The 25270-nt window shown below is 54.8% G+C and carries 19 protein-coding genes and 2 tRNA genes; 15 read left to right on the forward strand and 6 right to left on the reverse strand.

Features of this window, described 5'->3' with window-relative positions:
- Nucleotides 1-563: 563 nt before the first annotated feature.
- Entirely contained in the window at nucleotides 564-755 is a 192-nt protein-coding gene (locus tag AQ1_RS15375; protein WP_462686899.1) for a lamin tail domain-containing protein, read from the forward strand.
- A 256-nt stretch (nucleotides 756-1011) separates the two neighbouring features.
- Here the strand turns inward: AQ1_RS15375 and AQ1_RS00360 are convergent.
- Nucleotides 1012-1087: transfer RNA gene (locus tag AQ1_RS00360), tRNA-Asn, on the reverse strand.
- Between the two features lie 12 nt (nucleotides 1088-1099).
- Between AQ1_RS00360 and AQ1_RS15240 the strand changes: the two genes are divergently transcribed.
- The gene (locus AQ1_RS15240; protein WP_042082790.1) at nucleotides 1100-1309 is read left to right on the forward strand and encodes a hypothetical protein; all 210 of its coding nucleotides are present in this window, start codon (nucleotides 1100-1102) and stop codon (nucleotides 1307-1309) included.
- Nucleotides 1310-1419: 110 nt separating this feature from the next.
- Nucleotides 1420-2154, forward strand: coding sequence for a PEP-CTERM sorting domain-containing protein (locus AQ1_RS00370; protein ID WP_042082794.1), 735 nt, complete (start codon nucleotides 1420-1422; stop codon nucleotides 2152-2154).
- Between the two features lie 110 nt (nucleotides 2155-2264).
- Here AQ1_RS00370 and AQ1_RS00375 read toward each other — a convergent pair.
- Nucleotides 2265-2338, reverse strand: a tRNA-Cys gene (locus AQ1_RS00375).
- A gap of 154 nt (nucleotides 2339-2492) precedes the next feature.
- On the opposite strand from AQ1_RS00375, the gene AQ1_RS00380 reads away from it, so the two are divergent.
- The 5 genes from AQ1_RS00380 to AQ1_RS00400 all read left to right on the forward strand — a co-directional run bounded on the left by AQ1_RS00380 (nucleotide 2493) and on the right by AQ1_RS00400 (nucleotide 9261).
- A complete protein-coding gene (locus AQ1_RS00380; protein WP_042082796.1) occupies nucleotides 2493-3197 on the forward strand; it encodes a protein-L-isoaspartate O-methyltransferase family protein in 705 nt (234 codons plus the stop codon).
- A gap of 257 nt (nucleotides 3198-3454) precedes the next feature.
- Nucleotides 3455-4867, forward strand: coding sequence for a TolC family outer membrane protein (locus tag AQ1_RS00385; protein ID WP_042082797.1), 1413 nt, complete (start codon nucleotides 3455-3457; stop codon nucleotides 4865-4867).
- Nucleotides 4868-5027: 160 nt separating this feature from the next.
- Entirely contained in the window at nucleotides 5028-5567 is a 540-nt protein-coding gene (locus AQ1_RS00390) for a DUF2497 domain-containing protein (RefSeq protein ID WP_313981697.1), read from the forward strand.
- 165 nt (nucleotides 5568-5732) lie between these two features.
- Nucleotides 5733-8363 carry a valine--tRNA ligase gene (locus AQ1_RS00395; RefSeq protein ID WP_042082802.1) on the forward strand — a complete coding sequence of 877 codons (2631 nt, stop codon included), beginning with the start codon at nucleotides 5733-5735 and terminating at the stop codon, nucleotides 8361-8363.
- Between the two features lie 22 nt (nucleotides 8364-8385).
- Entirely contained in the window at nucleotides 8386-9261 is an 876-nt protein-coding gene (locus AQ1_RS00400; RefSeq protein WP_081836947.1) for a peptidylprolyl isomerase, read from the forward strand.
- A 36-nt stretch (nucleotides 9262-9297) separates the two neighbouring features.
- On the opposite strand, the gene mfd is transcribed toward AQ1_RS00400, so the two are convergent.
- Both mfd and AQ1_RS00410 read right to left on the reverse strand, forming a co-directional pair.
- Nucleotides 9298-12852: a transcription-repair coupling factor gene (gene mfd / locus AQ1_RS00405; RefSeq protein WP_042082804.1), complete on the reverse strand. Its 3555-nt coding sequence runs from the start codon at nucleotides 12850-12852 to the stop codon at nucleotides 9298-9300.
- Between the two features lie 9 nt (nucleotides 12853-12861).
- Nucleotides 12862-13155 (reverse strand): FAD assembly factor SdhE, encoded by a 294-nt coding sequence (locus tag AQ1_RS00410; RefSeq protein WP_042082806.1) that lies wholly within the window; start codon nucleotides 13153-13155, stop codon nucleotides 12862-12864.
- A gap of 194 nt (nucleotides 13156-13349) precedes the next feature.
- On the opposite strand from AQ1_RS00410, the gene AQ1_RS00415 reads away from it, so the two are divergent.
- The 3 genes from AQ1_RS00415 (at nucleotide 13350) to AQ1_RS00425 (ending at nucleotide 17331) form a co-directional block, all read left to right on the forward strand.
- On the forward strand, nucleotides 13350-13928 hold the full coding sequence (locus AQ1_RS00415) for a GNAT family N-acetyltransferase (protein ID WP_042082809.1): 579 nt from the start codon (nucleotides 13350-13352) through the stop codon (nucleotides 13926-13928).
- A 24-nt stretch (nucleotides 13929-13952) separates the two neighbouring features.
- A complete protein-coding gene (gene recG / locus AQ1_RS00420) occupies nucleotides 13953-16064 on the forward strand; it encodes an ATP-dependent DNA helicase RecG (RefSeq protein WP_042082811.1) in 2112 nt (703 codons plus the stop codon).
- 364 nt (nucleotides 16065-16428) lie between these two features.
- Nucleotides 16429-17331, forward strand: coding sequence for a PEP-CTERM sorting domain-containing protein (locus AQ1_RS00425; protein ID WP_042082814.1), 903 nt, complete (start codon nucleotides 16429-16431; stop codon nucleotides 17329-17331).
- A gap of 91 nt (nucleotides 17332-17422) precedes the next feature.
- On the opposite strand, the gene AQ1_RS14790 is transcribed toward AQ1_RS00425, so the two are convergent.
- Complete coding sequence (locus AQ1_RS14790) at nucleotides 17423-19456, reverse strand: ThiF family adenylyltransferase (protein ID WP_042082817.1); 2034 nt, start codon at nucleotides 19454-19456, stop codon at nucleotides 17423-17425.
- A gap of 1 nt (nucleotide 19457) precedes the next feature.
- A complete protein-coding gene (locus AQ1_RS00435) occupies nucleotides 19458-20195 on the reverse strand; it encodes a PEP-CTERM/exosortase system-associated acyltransferase (RefSeq protein ID WP_161760330.1) in 738 nt (245 codons plus the stop codon).
- A 477-nt stretch (nucleotides 20196-20672) separates the two neighbouring features.
- Here AQ1_RS00435 and AQ1_RS00440 point away from each other — a divergent pair, with 477 nt between their 5' ends.
- The 4 genes from AQ1_RS00440 (at nucleotide 20673) to AQ1_RS00455 (ending at nucleotide 25269) form a co-directional block, all read left to right on the forward strand.
- Nucleotides 20673-21281 carry an XrtA/PEP-CTERM system exopolysaccharide export protein gene (locus tag AQ1_RS00440; protein ID WP_150007236.1) on the forward strand — a complete coding sequence of 203 codons (609 nt, stop codon included), beginning with the start codon at nucleotides 20673-20675 and terminating at the stop codon, nucleotides 21279-21281.
- 70 nt (nucleotides 21282-21351) lie between these two features.
- Nucleotides 21352-23040, forward strand: coding sequence for an XrtA system polysaccharide chain length determinant (locus tag AQ1_RS00445; protein ID WP_042082824.1), 1689 nt, complete (start codon nucleotides 21352-21354; stop codon nucleotides 23038-23040).
- A 48-nt stretch (nucleotides 23041-23088) separates the two neighbouring features.
- Nucleotides 23089-24063 carry an XrtA-associated tyrosine autokinase gene (locus AQ1_RS00450; RefSeq protein WP_052370611.1) on the forward strand — a complete coding sequence of 325 codons (975 nt, stop codon included), beginning with the start codon at nucleotides 23089-23091 and terminating at the stop codon, nucleotides 24061-24063.
- A gap of 63 nt (nucleotides 24064-24126) precedes the next feature.
- A complete protein-coding gene (locus tag AQ1_RS00455) occupies nucleotides 24127-25269 on the forward strand; it encodes an XrtA/PEP-CTERM system-associated ATPase (protein ID WP_052370613.1) in 1143 nt (380 codons plus the stop codon).
- The last annotated feature ends 1 nt before the right edge of the window (nucleotide 25270 follow it).

Genomic DNA, 25270 nt, shown 5'->3' on the forward strand with positions numbered 1-25270 from the left:
ACGATCTCCCGCCCGCACCCATCATATCACAGCCCCAACACACAGGGGTCCATCTCGTGAAGGGCTGAACACGCCAAAGATGGATCCCGGCTCAGCGGCCGGGGTGACGAAATTTATATGAAGTGCTCACAACTTGCGTCATCCCGGGCCCCCTCTTTCGTCACCCCGGGCTTGACCCACAAAAATCGTCACCCCGGGCTTGACCCGGGGTCCACCTCGTGAAGGGCTGAGCACGCCAAAGATAAATCGCGGCTATGCCGGCGACAAGCTCTGTGCCGTGCTCGTAAAAATCGGCAAGCCCATGAAATTAAACCCAATGTTTTTATATCCGGGCTCCTGGAGCTTATACAATTTTTAAGAGAGTGAAGAAAAACAAATAAACTCTCTTAATAAATTCAAACAGTGAATCACATAATAATAGTCGCCTACGGAAACAATAACGTTGGTGATTAATCATGCGAATCAAAAGAAGCACAGCTCTCAATAGCATCATCTATTCTTTTTATACTCTTATCTGGTGTGTATCGGCACAGGCTGCGGTGCAAATCAATGAAATCGCCTGGATGGGGACGACAAACAGCGCCTCTGACGAATGGATCGAATTATATAATGATGGTCCGCAGGCGGTCAGCCTCGATGGCTGGCAAATTCGCGCCAGTGACGGCACGCCTGCTATCGCTTTGTCCGGGACGATTGCCGCAGGTGGATTTTTCCTCCTGGAGCGCACGGACGACGCTGGATGTGGCGACCTATGAGATCAATCTGCCCGGCATTGCCGATGCTATTATCGAGCGAGCAGCGGCTGGTGTTCCATTGCTTGCGGATTTCGATTGCTGAGATAAGGTCGGGTCGATTGTTCGCGGGAGCGAACCGTCGGCCCGAGACTTGTGGGGGCGAGACTTGGGGAGCAAAAGGCTGCGCATTGATAGCCTTGCCCTTTGTCCTCACAGGATGATGGGTTCTGAATAAAATAAGGGCTCAGGAGCAAAACTCCCAAGCCCTTATCTTTATTGGCTCCCCGGGCCGGACTCGAACCAGCGACATAGTGGTTAACAGCCACTCGCTCTACCAACTGAGCTACCGGGGATCAGATCGGGCCATGAGCTTTGAAAAGCCCTGTTTGGCCAGATCAGGAAACCTGATGATCTTTGGCTGTGCAGCCAATGGCGCCCCGTATAAGACGAAAAATTTATCCTGCCAAGCCCAAGTTTCAGATTTTTTTCCGAAACGTGATATTTTGGATCAGATTGTAAAATATTCTGACAAATCGGCTTTTATGGCGTGGTTTTTGTCAGGATTTTTGACATAAAGACCATATTTTAAATAGGCGCAAACAACAAAATCCTTATTTATGAATGCCTTATAGGCTTGGCACCATCATTGCATTAATAAAGTTTTAACAAAAATCAGGATGGAAAGATGCATGTTTTGCTAAAAATGACGGCTGCGGCTTTATGCAGCCTGGCCTTTTCATCGATTGTTCAGGCCATGCCTGTGTTCGATGAATTTGGTCCTTTGGATGAGGCGACCTTTGGCGGTGATGGTATTCCCAATCAGAATGTTGCTATTTCCGGCGGGCAGGGGGTGACTTCGGGGCAGGATATTTTCACTCTGACGCTTGGTCTCACGGCGCATCAGCGCTTTTTTAATCCGGTGCTTACCCATGATGGTGCCGGAACCTTCACCGCAGGGGCGGGCACCAGTTTCAGCCCCGGCGGCGTTGAAGGCGCGCTTTGGAATTTCGCATTTTTCGTTGGTGTTGAGGGGGCGACCATCGCAGATCTTGTCAATGATGGTTATTCGTTCATTCTGTCTTTTGATTTTGATCCGTCTGATGCTGTTGATGCGGGCACGATCCTTTTGGATGGCGCCACGGGTTCGGTTGTGCAAGGCAGCCAGAATCTGCTGTTCTCTTTCCTCAGTGATGGTATCCCCGGACTTGTGATCCCGCCCTTGGGTTCCTTTGATCCCAATATCGGGGGCTTATACAGCTTCAGCCTCACGGCTTTGAACACATCGGGCAATGTGCAGGTGAACCCTGTAGTTGCGGGGATTGATGTGCGCGTTGTGGCGGTGCCGGTGCCTGCCAGCCTGCTGTTGTTTGGTTTTGGCCTTTTGGCTGCGGGTGCAGCTTTTCGTCGTCGCCAAGCCTAAGGCAACAACTCGGCCATCAAGGCATTTTCGAGCCAATTAAGCGCGGACCGGTCAGCCGGTTCGCGTTTTTTATGCTGCCGCGTTCTTGGAAGACGTGCCCGCGTGAAAGATGGAGGCCCGGGCCGGAATCGAACCGGCGTGCAAGGATTTGCAGTCCTCTGCGTAACCACTCCGCCACCGGGCCATCAGGGGGCGAGGCGGGCATATAGCAAAGCTATCGCCCCGGCGCAATGAATAAGCGGATAAAAGCAGCAAAAGAGCGTGAGCGGGCGTTGTCAGATTTGTCAGCACTGTTTATAAGTCCTCGCCATAGGCGCTTCATGAAGGATCAATCCACGATGAGACAATCCGCTTTTCCCGCCGCCTCTCAGGGCGATATCTCCAAGGCCGCGCGTTTGGCCATGATTGCCGGGCAGATTCGCCCCAATCGTGTGTCCGATGATCAGGTGCTGGCCGCTATTGAGGCGATCCCGCGGGAATCTTTCGTGCCCAAAGCCCTGCGCGGGGTTGCTTATGTTGATGAGGATCTGGAAATCGCCGATGGCCGCTATCTGATGGAGCCGATGATTTTCGCCCGGATGATCATGGAAGCCGAAATCAGGCCCGATGATGTGGTGCTGGATGTGGGGGCAGCCACGGGCTATTCCACGGCGGTTTTGTCAAAGCTTGCGGAAACCGTTGTGGCGCTTGAGGAACAAGACGATCTGCTGACACGGGCGGGGGCGAAGCTTGCGGAATTGGGCTGCGATAATGCCGTGGTGATCAAGGGCGATTTGACAGCCGGTGCCCCCGAACAGGGGCCATTTGATGTGATCGTTTTAAATGGTGCGGTTGAATATATTCCCGAAGCGCTGATCGGCCAGCTTGCCGATGGTGGGCGTTTGGTCTGTGTGCATGTGCATGATGGTCTGAGCCGCGCCCATGTGATGGTTAAAAGCGGCGATGCCGTGGGCGGACGCGATGTTTTTGATGCCTTTACACCAGTTTTGCCGGGCTTTTCCAAGGCACCCGCCTTCAGCTTTTCATCCGATGAGATTGGATGACGAGGTATGTCTTGATGGCGCGGGATAAAAGACCAGTGTGATGACCTGCCGATTTCGTGTCTTTATGTTCAGGTTTTTTAGGCTTTTATCCTTTTATGCAGAAATGGATGCTTGTTTCGCGATATCTCTTTCCGATATGGTTGGCGCACAATGCGAAGGACGGGCTTTGAACGGGCCCGGACCAAAATCGCAAAGATAATAAGCATGGCAGCGAGGCGGCCCGCAAAATCAAGGGCCAATCGGAGGATTTGAGCGACATGAAGATTTCCCGTTTTTTATTGGCAGCATCGGTTCTGGCCTATGGGTTAACCGGTTCTGTTCAGGCTGAAACTTTGCGAGAAGCGCTGGCAACAGCCTATAACAGCAATCCCGATCTTTTGGCGGCCCGGGCGTTTCAACGGTCCATTGATGAAGCCGTGCCCACGGCGATTTCAAACTGGCGGCCATCGATCAGCGGTCAGGTGCAGATGTTTGAATCGGATATTTCATCCACCACCATCCGCTCTACTGATGGTTCGATTGTGAACGACAATGATTTCAGCGGATCCAATGATGCCTATAGCGCCCGCATCGATCAGCCGATCTTTCGCGGTTTGCGCAATTTCAATCAGTATAAAGGGGCAAAGGCCGAAGTGCAGGCTGGCCGTGCCGATCTTTTAAGCACGGAACAGCAGGTTCTGCTTGATGCTGTGACCATCTATATGGATGTGCTGCGCGATGAAGCGGTGGTGCGTCTCAATGATAATAATATCACCGTGCTCACCCGTCAGTTGGAAGCCAGCAATGATCGCTTCCGCGTGGGTGAGGTGACCCGCACGGATGTGGCGCAATCTGAAGCCGCCCTCGCCGGGGCGCGGTCCACATGGATCCGCTCGCAGGCCACCCTTGATGGCAGCCGGGCCAATTATCGGCGGATCATCGGCATGTTCCCCGGAACGCTGGAAAGCGCCCCGGAATTGCCGCCTTTGCCCCAAAGCGAAGATGTGGCGGTTGATGTGGCGCTGGCGGAAAATCCGCTTGTGGTTTCGGCGCGCTTCACTGAAAAGGCGACCAAATTTGATGTCAATGAAGCCAAGGGCGCGGTTTTGCCCACAGTCAGCGCCTTTGCCGATTATGCGCGCCGGGAAAGCCCGACCCTGACCTTTGACCCCTTGCCAAATACCTTCGTGGATGCCAGCAATACTAATGAAAATACCCGCTATGGCATCACCATCGATATTCCCCTTTATCAATCGGGGGCTGAATATTCAGCAGTGCGCCGGGCCAAGCAGATCAATAATCAGCGGCGCTTGCAGGTTGTCTCGGCCGAACGTCAGGTGATGCAGAATGTGCGCATTGCCTGGGCCAATTATCGGGCGGCGCAGGCCAGCATCGAAGCCACCGAAGCGCAGGTCCGGGCGAATGAAATCGCCCTTGAAGGGGTGCGTCAGGAAGCGTCTGTGGGATCGCGCACTACCTTGGATGTTTTGGATGCGGAACAAATTCTGCTCGATAGCCGGGTGAATCTGGTAACCGCGCGCCGGGATGAATATGTGGCCGGATTTGCCGTATTGGAAGCCGTGGGTCGATTGAATGCCGCCTCGCTGGCATTGCCTGTAGACCTTTACAAGCCGGAAGAATATTATAGCGATGTGAAATGGAAGATCATCGGCTGGGGAACAGGTGATTAAATTGCTGCTCTAGTTCTGTTGAGGCTGGATTTTAGCAGAATTTTTTGTGATCATTAACACTCTTGCAGGTGTTTATAAGTCACCTTCGGTCTTTCATAATGAATTCTTGCTGGGGCCTTGATAATCATCAATGAATGAAACGGTCGAAAAAGAACCGACAATGGAGGAGATCCTCGCCTCGATCCGCCGCATCATTTCAGAAGATGCAGCGGATGAGGCGGAGCAGTCTTCGGCCTTGGCTCCGGAATCCGACCCGGAGCCGGAGCCGGAGCTTGAGGTTTCCGATGATGATGAGCCTGATCCGGAACCGGAAATCGAATATGAGCCGGAGCCCGAGCCCGAAGTTGATGATGAGCCCGAACCCGAGCCCGAGCCTTATGATGAGCCGGAGCCGGAGCCCGAACCAGACGTTGAGCCCGAGCTGGAAGACGATGTTTTCGATCTGACCGATTATGCGCCGCCCGAAGAAGACGCCATCGTTTCACCGGATACCGAGGCGCAAACTAGCGCCCGCTTTGCGGAATTATCGGCGATGCTGGTGGGTGGCTATGAAGGGGCGGGCAATACCCTTGAAGGTTTGGTGCGGGAAATGCTTAAGCCCATGCTGCGGGCCTGGCTTGATGAAAATCTGCCCCGGATCGTCGAAGATATGGTCGAGCGGGAAGTGGCACGTATCGCCGCGCGCGGTGGTCGCAAATAGGCATCCTCGTTGCTTGCCATGCCTCTACCGCTTATTAAAGGCGATGAACCCCGATTCACACAGCCTTTCATTGGCCTTTCTTGCGCTTTAAGTCTTTCTTCTGGCAGCCTTGCTGGCTAGAGTGCGCCCCGATCATGAAAGCCACAATGACTAGGACGGGCCGCGTTGATGGACAAGCATTATAATCCAGCCGAAATCGAACAGAAATGGTTCCCCCATTGGGAAGAAACGGGTGCCTTCAAGGGCGGGCAGCGTCCGGGGGCCGAGCCTTATTGCATCGTGATCCCACCGCCCAATGTCACCGGTTCTTTGCATGTTGGCCATGCACTTAATAACACTTTGCAGGATATTCTCTGCCGTTTTGAACGGCTGCGGGGCAAGGATGTGCTGTGGCAGCCCGGTGTGGATCATGCGGGCATCGCCACGCAAATGGTGGTGGAGCGCCAATTGGCCGCCGAAGGGCTGGATCGTCGGGAGATGGGCCGCGAAGCCTTTCTCGAACGGGTGTGGCAGTGGAAAGAGGAATCTGGCGGCACCATCGTCAATCAATTAAAGCGTCTTGGTTCGTCGGCGGATTGGTCGCGTTCGCGCTTTACGATGGATGAAGGCTTGTCGCAGGCGGTTTTGAAGGTGTTCGTGCACTATTATCGCGAAGGGCTGATCTATCGCGATAAAAGGCTGGTCAACTGGGACCCGAAATTCCGCACGGCCATTTCCGATCTCGAGGTGGAACCGCGCGAGGTCGATGGCTTTTTCTGGCATTTCGCCTATCCCATCGATGGCACGGATGAAACCATCACGGTTGCCACCACCCGGCCCGAGACTATGCTGGGCGATAGTGGCGTGGCCGTGCATCCTGATGACGAACGCTATACCCATCTGATCGGCAAGCAGGTGCGCCTGCCCCTCACCGATCGCCTGATCCCGATCATTGCCGATGAACATGCCGATCCCGAGCAGGGTTCGGGGGCAGTGAAAATCACCCCCGCCCATGATTTCAATGATTTCGAGGTGGGCAAACGCCATGATTTGCCGCAGATCAATATTTTCGATGCTCATGCAGCGATCAATGATCAGGCTCCCGAAAAATATCGCGGGCTAAGCCGGGAAGAAGCGCGGAAAGTCGTGGTCGCCGATCTCGATGCGCTTGGTGTGCTGGTCAAGATCGAGCCCAAGCGGATCATGATGCCCTATGGAGATCGCTCCGGCGTGGTGATCGAGCCCTGGCTCACCGATCAATGGTATGTGGATGCCAAAACCCTTGCCGAACCGGCGATCAGGGCCGTGCGCGAGGGGAAAACCCGCTTTGTGCCGGAAAACTGGACCAAGACCTATTATCAATGGATGGACAATATCCAGCCCTGGTGCATTTCGCGTCAGCTTTGGTGGGGGCACCAGATCCCGGCATGGTATGGGCCGGATGGCAGTATTTATGTTGCCTTTACAGAGGCCGAAGCGCAGGCCGAAGCCGGGCCGGATGTGGCCCTGACCCGCGATCCCGATGTGCTCGATACCTGGTTTTCCTCAGCCCTTTGGCCCTTTTCCACGCTGGGATGGCCTGATGAAACGCCGGAAGTGCAGCGCTTTTATCCCACGGCGACCCTTGTTACCGCCTTTGATATCATCTTTTTCTGGGTTGCCCGGATGATGATGGCGGGCCTCCATTTCATGGATGAAGTGCCTTTTCGCAACGTTTATATCACCTCGCTGGTGCGTGATGAAAAGGGTGAGAAGATGTCGAAATCCAAGGGGAATGTGATCGATCCTTTGGATTTCATCAATCAATATGGCGCCGATGCCCTGCGCTTTACCATGGCATCGCTGGAAACCCAGGGCCGGGATATCAAGCTTGCGGAAAGCCGGGTGGAAGGCTATCGCAATTTTGGCACCAAATTATGGAATGCCGCCCGTTTTTGCGAGATGAACGGCATTGGCGGCTCGGCGGATATCCTGCCGCCAAAGGCCGATCTGGCGGTTAATCGCTGGATCATCGGCGAGGTGGGCAAAACCGCACAGGCCGTGACCCAATCCTTGGATGCGTTCCGCTTCGATGGTGCGGCCAATGCCATTTATCATTTCACTTGGGGCAGCTTTTGCGATTGGTATTTGGAGCTGATCAAGCCCGTGCTTTTGGGGGATGATGGCCCGGAAAAAGATGAAACCCGGGCGGTGGCGGGCTGGGTTCTGGATCAGATTCTGGTGCTGTTGCACCCGTTCATGCCCTTTATCACCGAAGAATTATGGCATGGGCTTTTTGCGGGTGAGCGCGGCGATCTGATCAATGCCCGCTGGCCCACTATCGGGGCCGATGCGGTGGATCAGGCGGCCTTTGCCGAAATCAACTGGCTGATCAGCCTGATCAGCGCCATTCGCTCCGCACGATCCGAAGCCAATGTGCCCGCAGGCGCAAAGCTGCAGGTTTTGTTGCAAGAAAAAGATGCGCGCAAGCTGTCATGGCTCGGTCGGCATCGCGATCTGATCATGCGGATGAGCCGTTTGGCGGATATTGCCATTAGTGATGAACTGCCGGGCAAAGGGGCGGTGCAATTCATTGTGGAGGGGACGAGCGGGGCCATTCCGCTGGAAGGGGTCATCGATATTGCCGAAGAAACGGCGCGGCTTGCCAAAGCGATTGCCAAGATCGAGGGTGAGATCAAGGCCCTGTCCGGTCGCTTATCAAACGAGAAATTTGTTGCCAATGCGCCGCCCGAGGTGGTGACAGAGGCCCGCGCGCGATTGGAACAGGAGCGTGAAACCCTTGATAAACTGCGTGCGGCCAAAAACCGTTTGGCATAAGTTTCGGGAAAGGACAGCCTTTATGGTCGCTCAAGCGTTTAAAGCAGGGCTCGTCTTCAGAGGCGTTCTGGCGGCTTTTTCTCTGTCACTTTTCATCGCGATGATGCCCGCTGCGGCACAGGATGATGTGTGGCGGCCCCTTGATCCGGAAAATGCGCTTTATCTGGAAATGGAGCGGGGCCGGGTGGTCATCGAGCTTGCCCCCGATCTTGCCCCCCAAAATGTGGCGCAGTTAAAAAAGCTGGTGCGCGAAGGCCGCTATGAAAATAGCAGCTTTTATCGGGTGATTGAAAATTTCGTGGCGCAGGCGGGGCTGCAGGGCAGGGCGGATGATATCGCCCCGGTGGTGGCAGAATTTGAATGGGATGTGGGCCGGCTCGACGGTTTCTCCCCTATAGAAACCGATGATCCTTACGCCCCCATAACGGGTTTTTACAAAGGCTTTCCGCTGGGTCGGGATGCCGGTATGACGCGGGAATGGGCGATCCATTGCCCTGCTGTGATGGCCATGGCGCGGGGCAATGAAGCCGGTTCGGCAACATCGGAATTTTATATCACCATCGGGCAGGCGCCGCGCCATTTGGATCGCAATTTAACGGTGATTGGCCGGGTGCTCATGGGGATGCGCTTCATCGAAGGGGCGCATCGTGGCAATCGTGATATCAATGGCGGGGTGATCGCGGATCGCACGCTGCAAACGCCGATCAAATCCATGGCCATCGCCGCTGATCTGCCACCGGGCGAGCGCACAAGGCTTGAGGTGATCAATACCTCCCATCCGCGTTTTCTGGCGCAGGTCGAAGCCTTGCGCAATCGCACGGGGGATTTCTGGAAACACCGCCCATCGGGGATGATCGATATCTGCACCGTGCCGGTCAGCATTCGCCCCGGAAATTAAGTTCAGAATTTTTGGCGGCCATCAGTAGCCGCTTTTTCAGGCGGCCGCCTTGGTTTTGCGTAGTTTTGCCAATCCGCGCACAAGCTGCAAAACGATCTTCAGCCGCCGGTTCACATCTTCGGCCCGGGCCAGATAAACCAGCTTGTGATCGGGGCGCAATTTGGCAGTGATCGTTTGTTTTGAAATGAATTCGACCAGACCGGCGGGATTATCGAAATGATCGCGATGAAAGCTGATAGTGATGCCTTTGGGCCCGGCATCGGCCTTTGAAATGCCCGCATGGATACAGGCGATCTTGATCTCGATCACCGCCAGAAGCTGTTCCACTTCCGCAGGGATCGGGCCGAAACGATCAATCAACTCGGCGGCAAAGCCATCGATTTCCGCTTTCGATCCCAGATCGGCAATGCGCCGATAAAGGGCCATGCGCAGATTGAGATCTTCCACATAGCGTTCGGGGATGAGGACACTGGCCCCCACATTGATCTGTGGCGAAAGGGCCGCGTGGCTTTCGTCTTCCGCGCTCGCCCCGCCGGTGCGGGCTTCGGCCACCGCTTCTTCCAGCATCTGCTGATAAAGCTCGACCCCCACCTCGCGGATATGGCCTGATTGTTCATCGCCCAAAAGATTACCCGCCCCGCGAATATCCATATCATGGCTGGCAAGGCTGAAACCGGCCCCCAGAGTATCAAGGGATTGCAGCACCTCAAGCCGCTTTTGGGCACCTGTGGTCATCATTTTATTGGCGGGATATGTGAGATAGGCATAAGCGCGGGTTTTCGAGCGGCCCACCCGGCCACGCAACTGATAAAGCTGCGCCAGCCCAAACATATCGGCCCGGTGGATGATCAGGGTATTGGCGCGGGGAATATCCAGCCCCGATTCGACGATGGTGGTGGAGAGCAGAATATCATAGCGCCCCTCATAGAACGAGGTCATGGTGTCCTCGATCTGGCCGGGGGGCATCTGGCCATGGGCTGTGATGAATTTCACTTCCGGCACATTGTTTTTCAAAAAAGCGGCGGCCTCTTCCAGATCGGCAATGCGCGGCACCACATAAAAGCTTTGGCCACCCCGGAAATGCTCGCGCAGAAGGGCTTCGCGGATGATCATGTCATCAAAAGGCGAGATAAAGGTGCGCACGGCCAGACGATCCACCGGCGGGGTGGCGATCAGCGAAAGATCGCGGATGCCCGACATGGCAAGCTGCAAGGTGCGCGGAATGGGGGTGGCGGTGAGGGTCAGCACATGCACATCGGCCTTGATTTGCTTCAGCTTTTCCTTGTGACCCACGCCAAAATGCTGCTCTTCATCAATGATCAAAAGCCCAAGGCGCTTGAAGCTGATGGTTTTGCTTAAAAGCGCATGGGTGCCGATGATGATATCCACCGTGCCATCGCGCAGGCCTTCCTTGGTGGCCTTCACATCCTTGGCAGAGACCAGCCGCGAGATCTGTTCCACCCGGATGGGCAATCCCCGAAAACGTTCGGTAAAGCCCTGATAATGCTGACGGGCAAGGAGGGTGGTGGGGGCAATGATCGCCACCTGATGGCCCGACATGGCCGCAATGAAGGCGGCGCGCAGGGCCACTTCGGTTTTGCCAAAGCCCACATCGCCGCAGATCAGCCTGTCCATCGGTTTGCCGGACAGCAGATCGCTGGTTACATCCTCGATGGCACGTAGTTGATCTTCGGTTTCGGCATAAGGAAAGCGGGCGGCAAATTCATCATAAAGGCCGGTGGGGGCTTCAAGCTGTTCGGCCTGTTTCATGGCTCGGGCGGCAGCGATCTTGATCAGCTCTTCGGCCATATCGCGGATGCGCTTTTTCATCCGGGCTTTTTTCGCCTGCCAGGCATGGCCGCCCAGCTTATCCAATTCGCTGCCCATCTCTTCAGAGCCATAGCGGGTCAGCACATCGATATTTTCGACCGGCACAAAAAGCTTATCGCCATCGCGATAGACAAGGGCGACACAATCATGGGGCGCGCCCGAAACCTCGATCATATGCAGGCCGATGAACCGCCCCACCCCATGATCGGAATGAACGACGAGATCGCCCGGTGAAAGGGATGACGCATCGCGCAGGAAATCTTCGGCACGACGGCTTTTGCGGCCCTTGCGGATCAGGCGATCCCCCAAAAGATCCTGTTCGGTGATGAGCACCAGATCGGGGGTTTCAAAGCCATGCTCCAAAGTCAGAACCACCAGCACCAGCTGATGGGCGGGCAGGCGGCTCACATCCTGCCAGCTATCGGCGATTGCGGTTTCCACCATGCCATGATCGGCCAGCACCATTTTCATGCGCTGGCGGGCCCCATCGGAATAAGCGGCGATCATCACCTGCTTTTTCTGTTTCAGGCAGGCGCGCACATGATCACGCAGGCACTCATAAACATTGAGCTCGCGATTGAGCCGCTCGGGCGCGAAATCCCGCCCTGATTTGCCATGGAAATTGATCAGATCGGCACTGTCTTCGGCGGCAAAGGGCGAGGCAAGGCGGGCAGCGCGTTCATCAAGCAGATCATCCCATTCATCATGGGCCAGATAAAGCTTTGCGGGGGGCAGGGGCTTATAGGGCGATGACAGGGATTGCGGGGCTGAGGCTATTGAGGCCGAGCTGGCGGCCTGTTCCTTGCGGCTTTGGTGATAATCGCGAATGGCTTCAAAGCGCCGCTTCGCGGCTTCGGGAACCTGATGATCAAGGGTGAGCAGCGCGCCGGGCAAATAATCGAACAGGGTTTCCATGCGATCATGAAACAGGGGTAGCCAATGTTCGGCCCCTTGATAGGCGCGCCCTTCGCTGATCGCTTCATAAAGCGGATCATGCTCGCTCACGGCCCCAAAGTTTTCCACATAAGCGCGGCGAAAACGCTTGATCGTGTCGGGTTCAAGGGAAAATTCAGCCAGTGGCCGCAAATCAAGACTCTCAAGATTTCCGGTGGTGCGCTGGCTTAAGGGATCAAAGGCCCGCAATTGATCAAGCTCATCACCAAAAAGATCAAGGCGCACCGGCTGTTCGGCATCGGCCGGGAAAATATCGATCAGGCCGCCCCGCTGGGCAAATTCGCCCGGCTCGGTTACCTGGCTGGCGCGGCTATAGCCACTGCGGCTGAGAAAGGCGATCAGGGCTTCGGTATCGATGCGCTGGCCCACCTTAGCGGCAAAGCTTTTTCCGCTGACAAAGTTGCGCGATGGCACGCGCTGGGTGGCGGCGGCAATGGTGGTGAGCACGATCTGTGGGGGAAAAGGCTGGCCCTGCTTTTTAGCTTCAGGCTTTGATTGCCGGGCAAGGGTGCTGAGCGCGGCCATTCTGCGGGCCATGATCGCCCCATGGGGGGAAACCCGATCATAAGGCAGGCAATCCCATGCGGGCACGCTAACAATATCAATATCGGGGGCAAAAAAGGCGATCTGATCGGCGAGTTCGGACAGGCGTTTGTCTTCGCGGGCGATGTGCAGGATTGGCACCCGCCCCAAGGTGGAGGCGGCTACGCGCGCCAGATCCGCTAAGATAAGGGCATCAAAGCCCTCGGGCACTCCGGCAAGGGTTTTGCGGCGATCAGCAATCAATAATGAGGAAAAATCGGCCATGGCTTGGGATCAATCCCCGATTTTCACATAATCGAGCTTTTGCATCAGCCGCATCAGCTTGGTATCGAAAAGGGCCGGGATGGGCTCGGATTTCATGATCCAGGCGAGAATATCGCGGTCGCTTTCTTCCAAAAGCCGCTCAAACCAGGCAAGGGTTTCCTGATCCCAGCCTGCTACATGATCGCGGACAAAATGGCCCAGAATGATATCCGCTTCCTTCACGCCCCGATGCCAGGCCCGGAAAACCAGCCTTTTTCTGCGTGTTTCCAGATCAAGATCATCATTGGGAAGCGTTTCTGCCATGGGGTTCACATTCGTCTGAAGATGAAAAAATGCGCCGCAATATGCGGGCAGCGTGGCGGCGGACTATAAAAGCCGGATGCCTGTGGGTCCAGCCTCAAAGCAGTGGAAACTGTGATCAAAGGCGCTTGCCATCCAGATGCAGTCAGCACAGGATGGGCCGCAAAAAATAATGTGGATGAAGGGGAAAAATACGCATGACCCTATCGATATTGGAAAAAAATCCCCGGCTTCTCGTCAGGCCGGTGTCAAAGCAGGATATTCCGGCCCTGATCGGTACCCGCGTGGATAAAAAAACCAATCGCTATACCGGCTGGGATCATCCCGATACTGAGGGGTGGGTGCGGGAGATGGTGGCGGAAATGGAGTCTAAATCGCCCGGGGAGGATGGACCTTCGGGGACTTGGTATCAATATGCCATCGTCGATCGCTCCACCGGCGAGACGGCGGGCGATATCGGCGTGGGTTTTGGCATTCCGGGGCCGCAACAGGCTGAGATCGGTTATCGCCTGCTCGATAGTTTTCAAGGGCGTGGGTTGGCGGGTGAAGCGGTCGGGATGATGGTGGATCATCTGTTCTCTGAACGCGGGCTTCACCGGCTCACGGCGGCGGTGGTAGCGCCCAACCAACCTTCGATCAGGCTTTTGGAAGCGCTTGGTTTCCGTCGCGAAGGGGTGTTCAGAAAGTCTTTCCTGTGCGATGGGGAATGGCTGGATGATTATTTTTATGCCCTGCTCAATGAAGAATGGCGGGGGGCCCGTGTCCCACGGGGTTGATTTCGCTGATCGTGGGAAATGCCTATGCGCCCATCCGTTTTATTTCCGCTATTTGCCGATGTGATCAGGCTGCCCGGTATTGGTCCGCGCAATCAGGCCCTTTATCAGCGCCTGTGCGGGGATCGGGTGATCGATCTTTTGTGGCATCTGCCGGTGGGGCTTGTTGATAGGCGGGCGCGCCCACGGATCGCTGAAATTAATGAGGGGGAAATCGTCACCCTCAATGTGGTGGTCGATCAGCATCAGCCTGCCGCGGCCCAGAGCAAAACCCAAAGGGTTCTGGTGCGCGATGACAGCGGTTTTCTGACGTTGGTTTTTTTCCATGCGCGCGGGGATTGGCTGATGCGCAGCCTGCCGGTGGGCGAGGCGCGGCTGATTTCGGGCCGGGTCGAGATGTTTCAGGGTCGCCCCCAGATCACCCATCCCGATTATATCCTAAAGCCGCAGGATGCCGATCAGATACCGCTTTTGGAGCCATTATATCCCCTCACCCAAGGGTTGGGACAAAAGCAGCTTCGCAAAGCCCTGATCGGGGCGATGGATGCCATACCGGCCTTGCCCGAATGGCTGGATGCGGCACTTTTGGACCGCGAAGGCTGGCCCGCATGGCCGGTGGCGATTAAAACGGCACATCAACCGCAAACGACGGATGATCTCGATCCCCAAAGCCCGAACCGGCGGCGCCTGGCTTTCGATGAGCTATTTGCCCATCAACTGGCTTTGGGGCTGGTGCGGCATCGATCCCGGCGGCAAAAGGGACGCGCCTTAGAGGCCAATGCCGCCGATCAGCAAAAAATCCTCGATGCCTTGCCCTGGCCGCTGACCGGCGATCAAAGGCGGGCGCTGGATGACATTCTAGCCGATCTGGCGCGGCCCGAAGCCATGCTGCGGCTGGTGCAGGGGGATGTGGGATCGGGCAAGACGATCATCGCTTTTCTGGCCATGGCGGCGGCTGTGGGGGCGCGGGTGGGAGGGATTAATGATCGCGCAGGATTGCAGGCGGCAATGCTCGCCCCTACCGAAATTCTGGCGCGGCAGCATCTCGATGCCCTCAGCCCTTTGGCCGAAACGGCGGGCTTGCGGCTCGGCTTTTTGAGCGGGCGGGTGAAGGGCCGGGCGCGGGCCGATATTTTGGCGGCATTAGAGCGGGGCGAGATCGATATTCTTATCGGCACCCATGCCCTGCTCACCACAGATGTGCAATTCCATGATCTGGCTTTGGTGGTGGTGGATGAGCAGCACCGCTTTGGGGTGTTTCAAAGGCTGGCGCTGGCCGAAAAGGCGGGCCATGCGGTGGATGTGCTGGTGATGACCGCCACCCCCATTCCGCGCACCCTCACTTTGGGGCTTTATGGCGATATGGATGTGAGCCGGATCGTTCTAAAACCGCCGGGCAGAAAGCCCATCGATACGCGCGTGATCTCGCTTGATCGGCTTGATGCGGTGGTGGATGGGATCGGGCGGGCGATGCGGGCGGGGGCGCAGATTTATTGGGTTTGCCCTTTGGTTGAGGAGTCGGAAAAAAGCGATCTGGCCGCTGCCGAAGATCGCCACGCCCATTTGCAGCAGATTTTCGGATCAAAGGTGGGGCTGGTGCATGGCCGAATGAAGGCGGCAGAAAAAGATGCCGTGATGGCGGATTTCAAGGCCGGGGCGCTTGCAATTCTGGTGGCGACAACGGTGATCGAGGTGGGGGTGGATGTGCCCAATGCCACGATCATGGTGATCGAACATGCCGAGCGTTTTGGGCTGGCACAATTGCATCAGTTGCGGGGCCGGGTGGGGCGGGGCGCGGCGGCATCCACCTGCCTGCTTTTGCGTGCCGCCGATGCGGGGGAGGTGGCCCGCACCCGGCTTAATATCATGCGCGAAACCGAAGATGGCTTTGTGCTGGCGGAAGAAGATTTGCGCCTGCGTGGTGCGGGCGATGTGCTGGGCACCCGCCAATCGGGCCTGCCGGATTTTCGCTTGGCCGATCTGGAAGCCCATGGCGATCTGATGGCGATGGCGCGCGATCATGCCCGCCTTGTGATGACCCGCGATCCCGAACTGAAAGGTCCGCGCGGCGCGGCTTTGCGGGTTTTGCTCTATTTATTCGAGCGCGATGCGGCGGTGAAATATCTCAAAAGCGGCTGAAGATCCGGGATCATAATGGCGTGGCAAAAGATATATAGGGTTGATCTGTAAAATATTTTTACAGGCTCGATCTTTGTCAATTCTCCAAGATTGGCCCGCTAAATCCTTCATTTATAAACAAATAATTAATCATCTTGCCATCCCATCGACCAAATGGCCTGAAAACCCCGGAAAGCAGGCCATGAAGCTGTCAGAATATTTATCACTTTACGGATATTCAAATTCCGAAAACAGAACAAATTATTGAATTATATGAATTTTTAATTTTGGCACGGGATGTGCATTCGTATGGGCATGACTGACCCCTCGGCGTGTCGGAACAAATGTGGGGCGGGTGTGTAACGTGGTTTTAAGGAGAGATAAGATGTTGAAAAAAATAGCTCAATTAGGGGTGCCTGCGCTGCTTTTGGCCTCCCTGTCCGTTGGTTCCGCACATGCGCTTCCACGGTCTGTTTTTGATTTTGGTGGAAGCACCGTTTTTGAAGATGATAGCGGTGAATTTGTTCTGCGCCAGCAGCAGGATGGTTCATTTGCGCCAGTTCTGGGTGAAATTCAGATCGGGGATATTTTCGGCGGGGTGATCGATATCTCTAGCATCGGTGGCACGGCATTGGATACCCTTAATACCGAAATCACCGGCGTGTTCTTGACTCAGGTTCGGGGCATCAGCAATATCGGTACATCTCAGGTGCAAACCACTGCGGGGTCTGAATCCTTTGCCAGTGGCACTATTGATTTCGAAGCCGTGGATCCAACATTCTTCAGTACCATTCTTGGGATTGCTGAACCGGTTGCTGCCGGCACCGCAACGATACTTTATGAAGATACCGACAATGATTTCTCATTCTTTGCCAATGACATTACCGATATCGCAGGCTCGATCGCCACAGCCGTGGATGGTAATCGCTTCCTGAGCACGGTTTTTGCTGCGGATTCCATGTTTCAATCCAATGGCGTGCCTTTGAACACCACCACGTTCGGCGGTGTTGGCATTACGGGTAATCCCATTGCCGGGGTGTCCGAACTGGGCTCGTTCTTTTTCAATCTGGATGTGGGGCAATATTTCGGCCCCGGCTTTCTGCTGAGCAACAAGGTCTTCGGCAGCGGCAGCCTGCAATTCCCCACCACGCAGAATGGCGGGAACGTGTTTCCGGTGCAGGATGATCTTCAGTTCAGCATTCAGGTTCCTGTGCCTGCCACCCTTGGCTTCATGGGTCTTGGGCTTCTGAGCCTTGGTCTGATTGGCCGTCGCCGCAAAAGCATCTGATGGCTGCGATCTCGTAAACCTGATAAAAAACCCCTCGAAGCAGCTGGCTTCGGGGGGTTTTGCTATGGGCGCTTAAATCAGGAATTGCCGCTCATTCTTTCTCGGTAAACAAGCTGGCTTTCTCGGTAAACAAGCTGGATAAAGGCTGGCGCACAGAGCGCGAGGCAACCGGCCTGCGCGATCGCCCAATGCGGCCGGGGAAAATCACCGCATCGCTGGAACAGGCCATCACGGAATCAAAAAACTGGCCGATGGCCTTGGCCTTGATGTCGGTTCTGCTTTCAGACCAGCGCTGTTCATGGCTTGCCCCATGGGTAAAAATAAGCGGCGCATAGGATGGCTGGATCGAAAGCCCCATGGCATGGGCCGTCAGCCAGAAACGCTGCATATGCTGGCCCGCCATGATCCAGTCCTGATCGGGTCTTGCGCCTGTATCCTGATCCCAGCACAGGGCAAAATGCGCCGCGCAGTTCATTCCGGGCAGAATATCCAATTGCAGGCTGGCAGCCCAGGCCCCCCCCAACAGGCGATTGAGAATTTTTGTGCGCGACCATTTTGCATTGGCCCAGCGCATCAGCCGCACGGTCAGGGGATCAAGTCCCACTGATTGAGCGGGCATGCCCCATGGGCTGTGATCCGTTGAGAAATTAACGGCTTTTTGATGCACCCGATGGGCTTCGGGGATGGTCAGGCGCAAAAGCGTCGCCTTCATATTCAGCCGGGTCATCGCCCAGCGCGCCTTGGGGCTTTGAAACCAGATGATCCGCCCGCCTTTGAGCAGGGTCTGTTCCAGCCTGGCCATCTCTTTGGCATCAAGGCCGATTTTGCGATAGGGCCTGCGGTCCACCGTGCGCGATTTGATGAAAGGCATCAGGCGATCAGGGGAGACATCGGCTTCATGGAAGGTGACGTGAATGGACCATGGATTGGCGCTTTCATCCAGCGTCCATTTGATTGATAAGCCGTGATGGCTGGCGGCAATGCGCATGGTTTCCAGCAGGCCACCGGCAGCCAGCAGAATGGGGCGGCCATGGGCATATTCATAAAAATTGCTGCCCGGATGGTAGATCAGATGAATGCGCAGGCTGGTATCATCCAGAATTTCAAAGCGCCATGGCTGTTCATTATCGCCTGAAGGGGCCCATCGCGCCTGATCCAGAATCTGGTGCAGGCGCGGCGCATCGGCGGCTACGCTATCCGCCAGATGATTTTGCGGCCCCTTTGCGATGAGCTTTTCGATCCAATGCCGGGCCAATTCGATTTTCACCCGCCGCCATGGATTGGCATTGCCCCCGGCTGTCCATGTGGTGCGCAAGCGTTGTTGATAGGGATCATATTGATGCACAAAGGGTGCGGGCTTGATGCGGCCCCGCTTGAGCAGAATTTTCAAGGCTTCGGCCCCTAAAAGGGCGCTGGCCATGCCACAGGCCATGGGGGTGGATGGCCCGGCTTTTTTAGAAAAATCAACATGGCTTTGATCCACCAGTGCCGAGCGATGCAAAGCCGCCGGTGCCAGCCCGATCATGAAGCGCACATAATTTTTGGTTTGCGCGGCTGTCTCGTTTTGTCGTGAGGCTTCATCGGTTTTTGTGGGCGAAAAACGGAAATAGCGATCAAAAGACAAGCTATCGGGCATAAAGGTCAGCAATGAGGCCCCAAGGCCCAGCGGCGCCACAGTGATAGCCGGGATTGCAAGTGCGCGGGCGCGGGCAAAAAGGGCGCGGCGGATATCGAGCACGAAAAAATCAAGCCCATCGATGAACAGATCAACATCTTCGAGAAAGGCATCGAGATTGTCGCCATCAACCCCTTGGGGGAAGTCTTTAATCTCGGCTTCCGGGTTGATATCGAGCAGCATTGATTTGATCACGGCGCATTTCGGCTTGGTGATGGTGCTGACAAAGGCGCCGGCCTGTCGGTTCATATTTGCGAGATCGAAATGATCGAAATCTGCGATATGAAAGGCTCCAATCCCAAGACGGGCGAGCATCAGGGCATGGCCGCCCCCCACACCGCCCAGCCCGGCAATGGCCACGCGCTTGCCTTTCAGGATCTGTTGTTCCGTGTGGGTGATCCAGCCCAGCGTGCGGCTGAAGGCTGTATCATAATCGAAATCCTGATCCATCTTAAGCCAGCAGGCGTGTTTGCGCCGCAGTGAGGGGCCAGACCCGGCCCCCATCGGTGATGGCGTGCCAGATTTCGGGCTTTTGCTGATAAATTCCGGCCAAAAGCTCTGACATATTGCGATAAACGGGATAGCGGATGCCATGATAATTGACCGTTTCGCCGGTGCGATCAAAGCGAATGCCCAGTTTCCCCAGCAAACGAATGAGGGCAGGCTCGACAACGGCGGTGACATGGGTCATTCCGGCATCTCGGGTCATTTCCACAATCGCCCGCATCAGGCCCAAAGTGATGCTGGGCAAAGCCCGGCGGCCCAGAAATTCGGGCGTGTTGTCATTGACCTCAGTGGAATAAAGCCCATCATCCATCCGCTGGCGAAAGGCCTTGGAAACCGAAAAGCGTGAAATTTCCGCCGTCTGATCGCGGGGAAGATCAAGAGCGTTCCCATCGGCCAAAATAGGGGAAACATGATAAGATGGCAGGCCCGAATGGGGGCGATGATGATCGGGATAGATCAGCCTGACCGTTCCCGCCACCATGCCCGAGGGGCGATGAATCAGCAGGCTATGCAGGGCATGAACATCCGATTCGTCTTTTTCCAGGCCATCGCTATTGGCTGACGGATCTTCGAATCCCGTTTCGAGACAATAGACCTGATAGCGAAGTTGTTGAGATTTCTTGATAAGTTCTTTTGTGTCGCAACGGACCACATCAAACCACTTATAATATAAATCGGTCAAGCTCTGCTCCGCTTCCTGGGCTGACTGGGCCGCGCGGATCGTCTCTCTAACCTGATAAACCATTGGGACACCGTACTATTATTATGACCAAAAGCCCCTGTGATGACTAAGTCATTCTTCTCGATATTTAGCATAGGTGGTGTCCCTTAATTCTTCCTAAAATTATGAGGCGAATTGCACGTATATTCTGTTCTGCTTATTAAATAGGGCTATTTTGTGCACATTATGTAATGATAATAAACAAACGCGAAGAAATCTATTTTTAGATACAATTTAGTTTATTTTAAAAATACACTCCAAGGTTTAAAAACATTTATTCTCATGCGATTTGTATCAAATCGGGATTTTCCTGTTCTGACACATTCTGAACAATGTTAACACTATGAAAACCATAAGTAATGTAGAATGCATAACCATTCTGTGATAAACCCGCTAACGGGTACGTAAAATGAACCGCTTTGATGCAAGGGAACGGGCATGATGATCAGGGCGCTGGCTTTGCTGGCTGTTTGTTTGGTGGCGGCTTGCGCCAGCAAAAGCACATTGCCTCCGGTAAATAGTAATGCACCGGCGCTGGATGCGCCGCTTTATCGCATCGGCCCGGGCGATTCTCTCAATATTTTTGTATGGCGCAATCCGGATCTGGCCAGCAATGCGCTGGTTCGTCCCGATGGGCGCATCACTTTGCCCTTGATCGATGATCTGGAAGCGGCCGGCAAAACCCCCACGGAACTCGCACGCGACATCGAGGGCGCTTTAAGTGTTTTTGTGCAAGACCCATTGGTAACCGTGATGGTGACCGGTTTTGTGGGCACATTCGAGCAACAGGTGCGGGTTGTGGGGGCAGCGGTCAATCCATCAGCCATTCCCTATCGTGCCAATATGACCCTGCTTGATGTAATGATCGCCGTGGGCGGGCTGACCGAATTTGCCGCTGGTAACAGGGCCACCCTGGTGCGCTGGGTGGATGGCGAGCAAAAAGAATATCGTGTGCGGCTCGATAGCCTTTTGAAATCAGGAAATATCAAAGCCAATACAATGGTTTTGCCGGGGGATATTCTGATCATCCCGGAAACTTTCCTGTGATCAGGGGCTTCACCTGCACCACCATGGGCATCTTTTATCTGTTTCTCATTTTTGATGGGCTTTATTGCAAGTGAACGAAATCTATCAACAGCTTTTATTTTATCTGGGTGCGCTTTGGCGGCGGCGCTGGATGATCTTTGCGATTGCCGCCATGATCGCGGGCCTTGGCTGGGCGGGTGTTTCTTCCTTGCCCAATGAATATCGTTCATCGGCTAAAATCTATGTGGATACGGCGACGATTTTAAGCCCCTTGCTGGCAGGCGTTGCGGTTGAAGAAAATGTGGATCGGCAGATCGAGATCATGCGCCGAACCCTGTTGAGCCGGCCCAATATCGAGCAGTTGGCCAGAATGACCGATATGGATATCGAGGCCAGCACCCCGGCGGGGCTGGAGGTGATGCTCGATCAACTGGAAAAAAGAATATCTCTGACTGCGCAAAGAGATAATCTTTTTGATATCAGCTATGTTGATCGCTCCCCGCAGCGGGCGCGGGATGTGGTGCAGGCGCTGACCACTTTATTTGTTGAAAATAATCTGGGGCGCAATCGCGCCGATATGGATAATGCACAGGGCTTTCTGGATCGGCAGATTACCGATTATGAAAAAAAGCTCAATGAGGCTGAGGAAGCTCTGGCGCAGTTTCAGCAGGAAAATGCGGCTTTTCTGCCCGGCCAAACCGGCTTGCAAAGCAATCTGGCTGATGCCCGGGGCAATTTGTCGAGCCTTTTGGGTCAGCTTCAGGATACCGAAGCGCGGCAAAGGCTTTTGGAGAGGGAACTGGCCGAAACACCCCAGATTTTGGGGCAAACTTCGGGCGGAATGGGGCCGCCAACCAATTTGGAAGTGCAAATCATTGATCTGCAAAGTCGGCTTGAGGAACTGGAATCACGCTATACGAGCGAGCACCCTGATGTTGTGGTGATGCGGCGAAGGCTTGAAGCGATGATGCGCCAGCATGCGGCTTTTGTTGATAATTTCGGGCAAAGCGATGATTTGCGCTCGGGTCCCGCCGCCAATACTGTGACCATCCCCAATCCTGTTTATGCCGATTTGCGTATGGAATTGGTGCGCGAGCGTTCGAATGCCGAAACACTGCGCGAAAAGGTTAATCGGGCCCGGCAGGCGGTGAATGATCTGGAACAAAAAGTTTTCCAGGTGCCGGAAGTGGAAGCGCAGATGAAGCGCTTGACCCGGGATTATGATGTGATCCAGAAAAATTATGAAACCCTGCTGGCGCGGAGGGAATCGGCGCGGATTTCTTCGGATCGCGAGCAGGCGGGCAGCCGCGTGAATTTTCGCATTATCGAAGCGGCTTCTGTCCCGCTTATGCCCAGCGGTCCACCCCGGGCCTTGTTTTTGGGGGCGATCCTAATGATGAGCTTTGTTGCCGGGAGTGCCGTGGCTTGGCTATTGGCTGTTGCACGGGTCACTTATGGCAGTGTTGATCATTTAAAGCGGGATTTTGATTTTCCCGTCATCGGCTTTCTCACCGTTGTTGGCCATGATGATCCGGGTAAGGGCATTAAGGATAAAATAAGCCTTGGGATTTCATTATCTGTATTGTTATCAGTCTTTATTGGGCTTTTATATATAGAAAGCCGTTATGGTATCCCGATGCATCAGATGTTGGCTTATGGCTTATGTCTATTCGTTTTCATATTCGGGCTGATTATATTGGTGATTGATCGTTTGCGCCCTTCATTATTCAGGAGTTCGCCCATGATCACTTCCTTTGATTTGAATGCAAGGCAAGCATGATCATGAAAATTTGTGTGGCAGTTTATAGGCCATCAGGCGGGGTTTTTGATGTCTGATCGTGGTTCACACCCCAAGCAAGACCGCGCTGGCAAAGAATTGGCTGGCGATCCTCTGGAAGATGCGTCCTTGATCGAGCGGGCCGCCGCCCGACTGCGCACGGAGACGGTATCCGTTCAAAATGCTGATGCCATCAAGCCCGAAAAACAGCCATCCGGCCAAGGTGTGCATGTGAATAGCCTTCGCGGTGCCCGGCGGAAATCCGGACATGAAATAGCGCCCGAGGATGGCATCGTCGATGTGACGATTGATCTGGATATGCTGGCGGCTCATGGTTATCTCACACCCAAAACCATGCGCTCGCAATTGGCTGAAGAAATGCGCCTGATCAAGCGTTCGGTGGTGCAGGCCTTTTGGTTTCGGGATGTGGAGCGATCCAATCTGATCATGGTGACCAGCGCTTTTCCATCCGAAGGTAAAAGTTTCGTGGCACTCAATCTGGCGATCAGCCTTGCTTGCGAGGTGGATTTTCATGTGCTTTTGGTGGATTCCGATTTTGAACGCCCGGCTGTTTTCAATCGCTTGGGGCTTGGTCGTCGCCTGGGTTTGATGGATATGCTGAAAAACCCCGATACCGATCTGAGCGAGATTTTATTGCGCACCAATATCGAACGCCTGTCGCTGATCGGGCCGGGTCGGCGGGATGATATGTCCACCGAATTGCTGGCCAGCCAACGGATGCAGCAGATCGCGCAGGAAATGGCGGATCGCTATCCTGATCGGCTGATCATTTTTGATACACCGCCGATGTTGTCCTGTTCGGAACCGGCGGTGCTCGCAGAATTGATGGGGCAGGTTGTGTTCGTTGTGGAATCCAACAAAACCCAGCGCGAAGCCCTTGAAAAGGCGGTGCAGCTTTTGCCTGCTGATTGCAAGCTGGGGCTGGTTTTGAACAAGATGGTGCCGGGGATCGGTGATACAACCTATAGCTATTATGGTGATCGCAGCTATCGGAACCAAATATGAGCGTCGATTCTGAACATCAAGATAGGATGGCCGAGCCTCAGCCTTCATGGCTGGGAGGATCAGATGTATCTTGATTATTATGGATTGAAGCGGCACCCCTTTCAACTGACACCGGATGTCAATTTCTTCTATGATAGCCGGGTCCATAAGCGGGCGATGGCTACCATCAGCTATGGCTTGAGCAAGCTTGAAGGTTTTGTCATCGTCACCGGCGATGTGGGGGCGGGCAAGACGACGCTGATCGATTATCTTTTGAAAAACGGTCAACTCAAAAATGTTGTAGTGGCCCGGATCAGCACCACTCAGCTTGAGGCGGAAAATCTTCTGGAATTGATTGCCAGCGAACTGAATTTGCGCAAAAGCGGGGCGAGCAAGGCTTCTTATCTGCGCGATCTGAACAGTTTTTTTCTGCGTTTGGGGCAGGCGGGGAAATCGGTTCTGCTGATTGTTGACGAGGTGCAAAATCTGTCAGCCGGTGCTCTTGAAGAACTGCGGATGCTTTCAAATTTTCAAAATAATGAGAAGCCGCTGGTGCAGCAATTGCTGGTGGGCCAGCCGGAATTTCGCAGCCGTTTGGCCAGCCCGGCTTGCGAGCAGATCAGGCAAAGGGTGATCGCATCCTATCATCTGGCGCCCCTGACCGCTGAAGACGTGCCGATTTATATCGCCCATCGGATGCAGCAGGCGGGGGTTCGCGATCAAAGCCTGTTCACCTATGGGGCCTGTCAGCGCATTTTTGCTGAAACCGGCGGTGTTCCGCGCAAAATCAACCGCTTATGTGATCGCTTGTTGCTTTATGGATTTCTTGAGGAACTGACCAGGATCACTTGCTCTGCCGTTGATGATGTAACGGCGGAAATGCGGGGGGAAAATCTTATGGATGCTGTGGCCGCCCCCCCCGAGCAACCGAAGCCGATCAGCTTGGCGGCGCCTCAGGCACCTTTACCGGCTTTAGCGGATCAGCAGGATATTTTGGATCTGCCGCTCACCGGCGATAGCGGCCTTGCCCTTTTGGCGGAGCCGATGAACCGGCAAGGGGCATCAAACGCGCCACAGGTGCGGCAGGATCTGGCATCGCAAATGAGCCAGCATCAGGCGCTTTTGCAGCATATGGGGCGGCTGCGGCGAAAAATGGATCTCCATAAATCACGATTGTCACGCTTGAAGCTGATGCTGGGCCAGCAGACAAAGAATCGTGGGGTTTGAT

It is taken from the genome of Iodidimonas nitroreducens, from assembly GCA_000710935.1.
In the GTDB taxonomy this organism is placed as follows: Bacteria; Pseudomonadota; Alphaproteobacteria; order Sphingomonadales; family Rhodothalassiaceae; genus Iodidimonas; species Iodidimonas nitroreducens.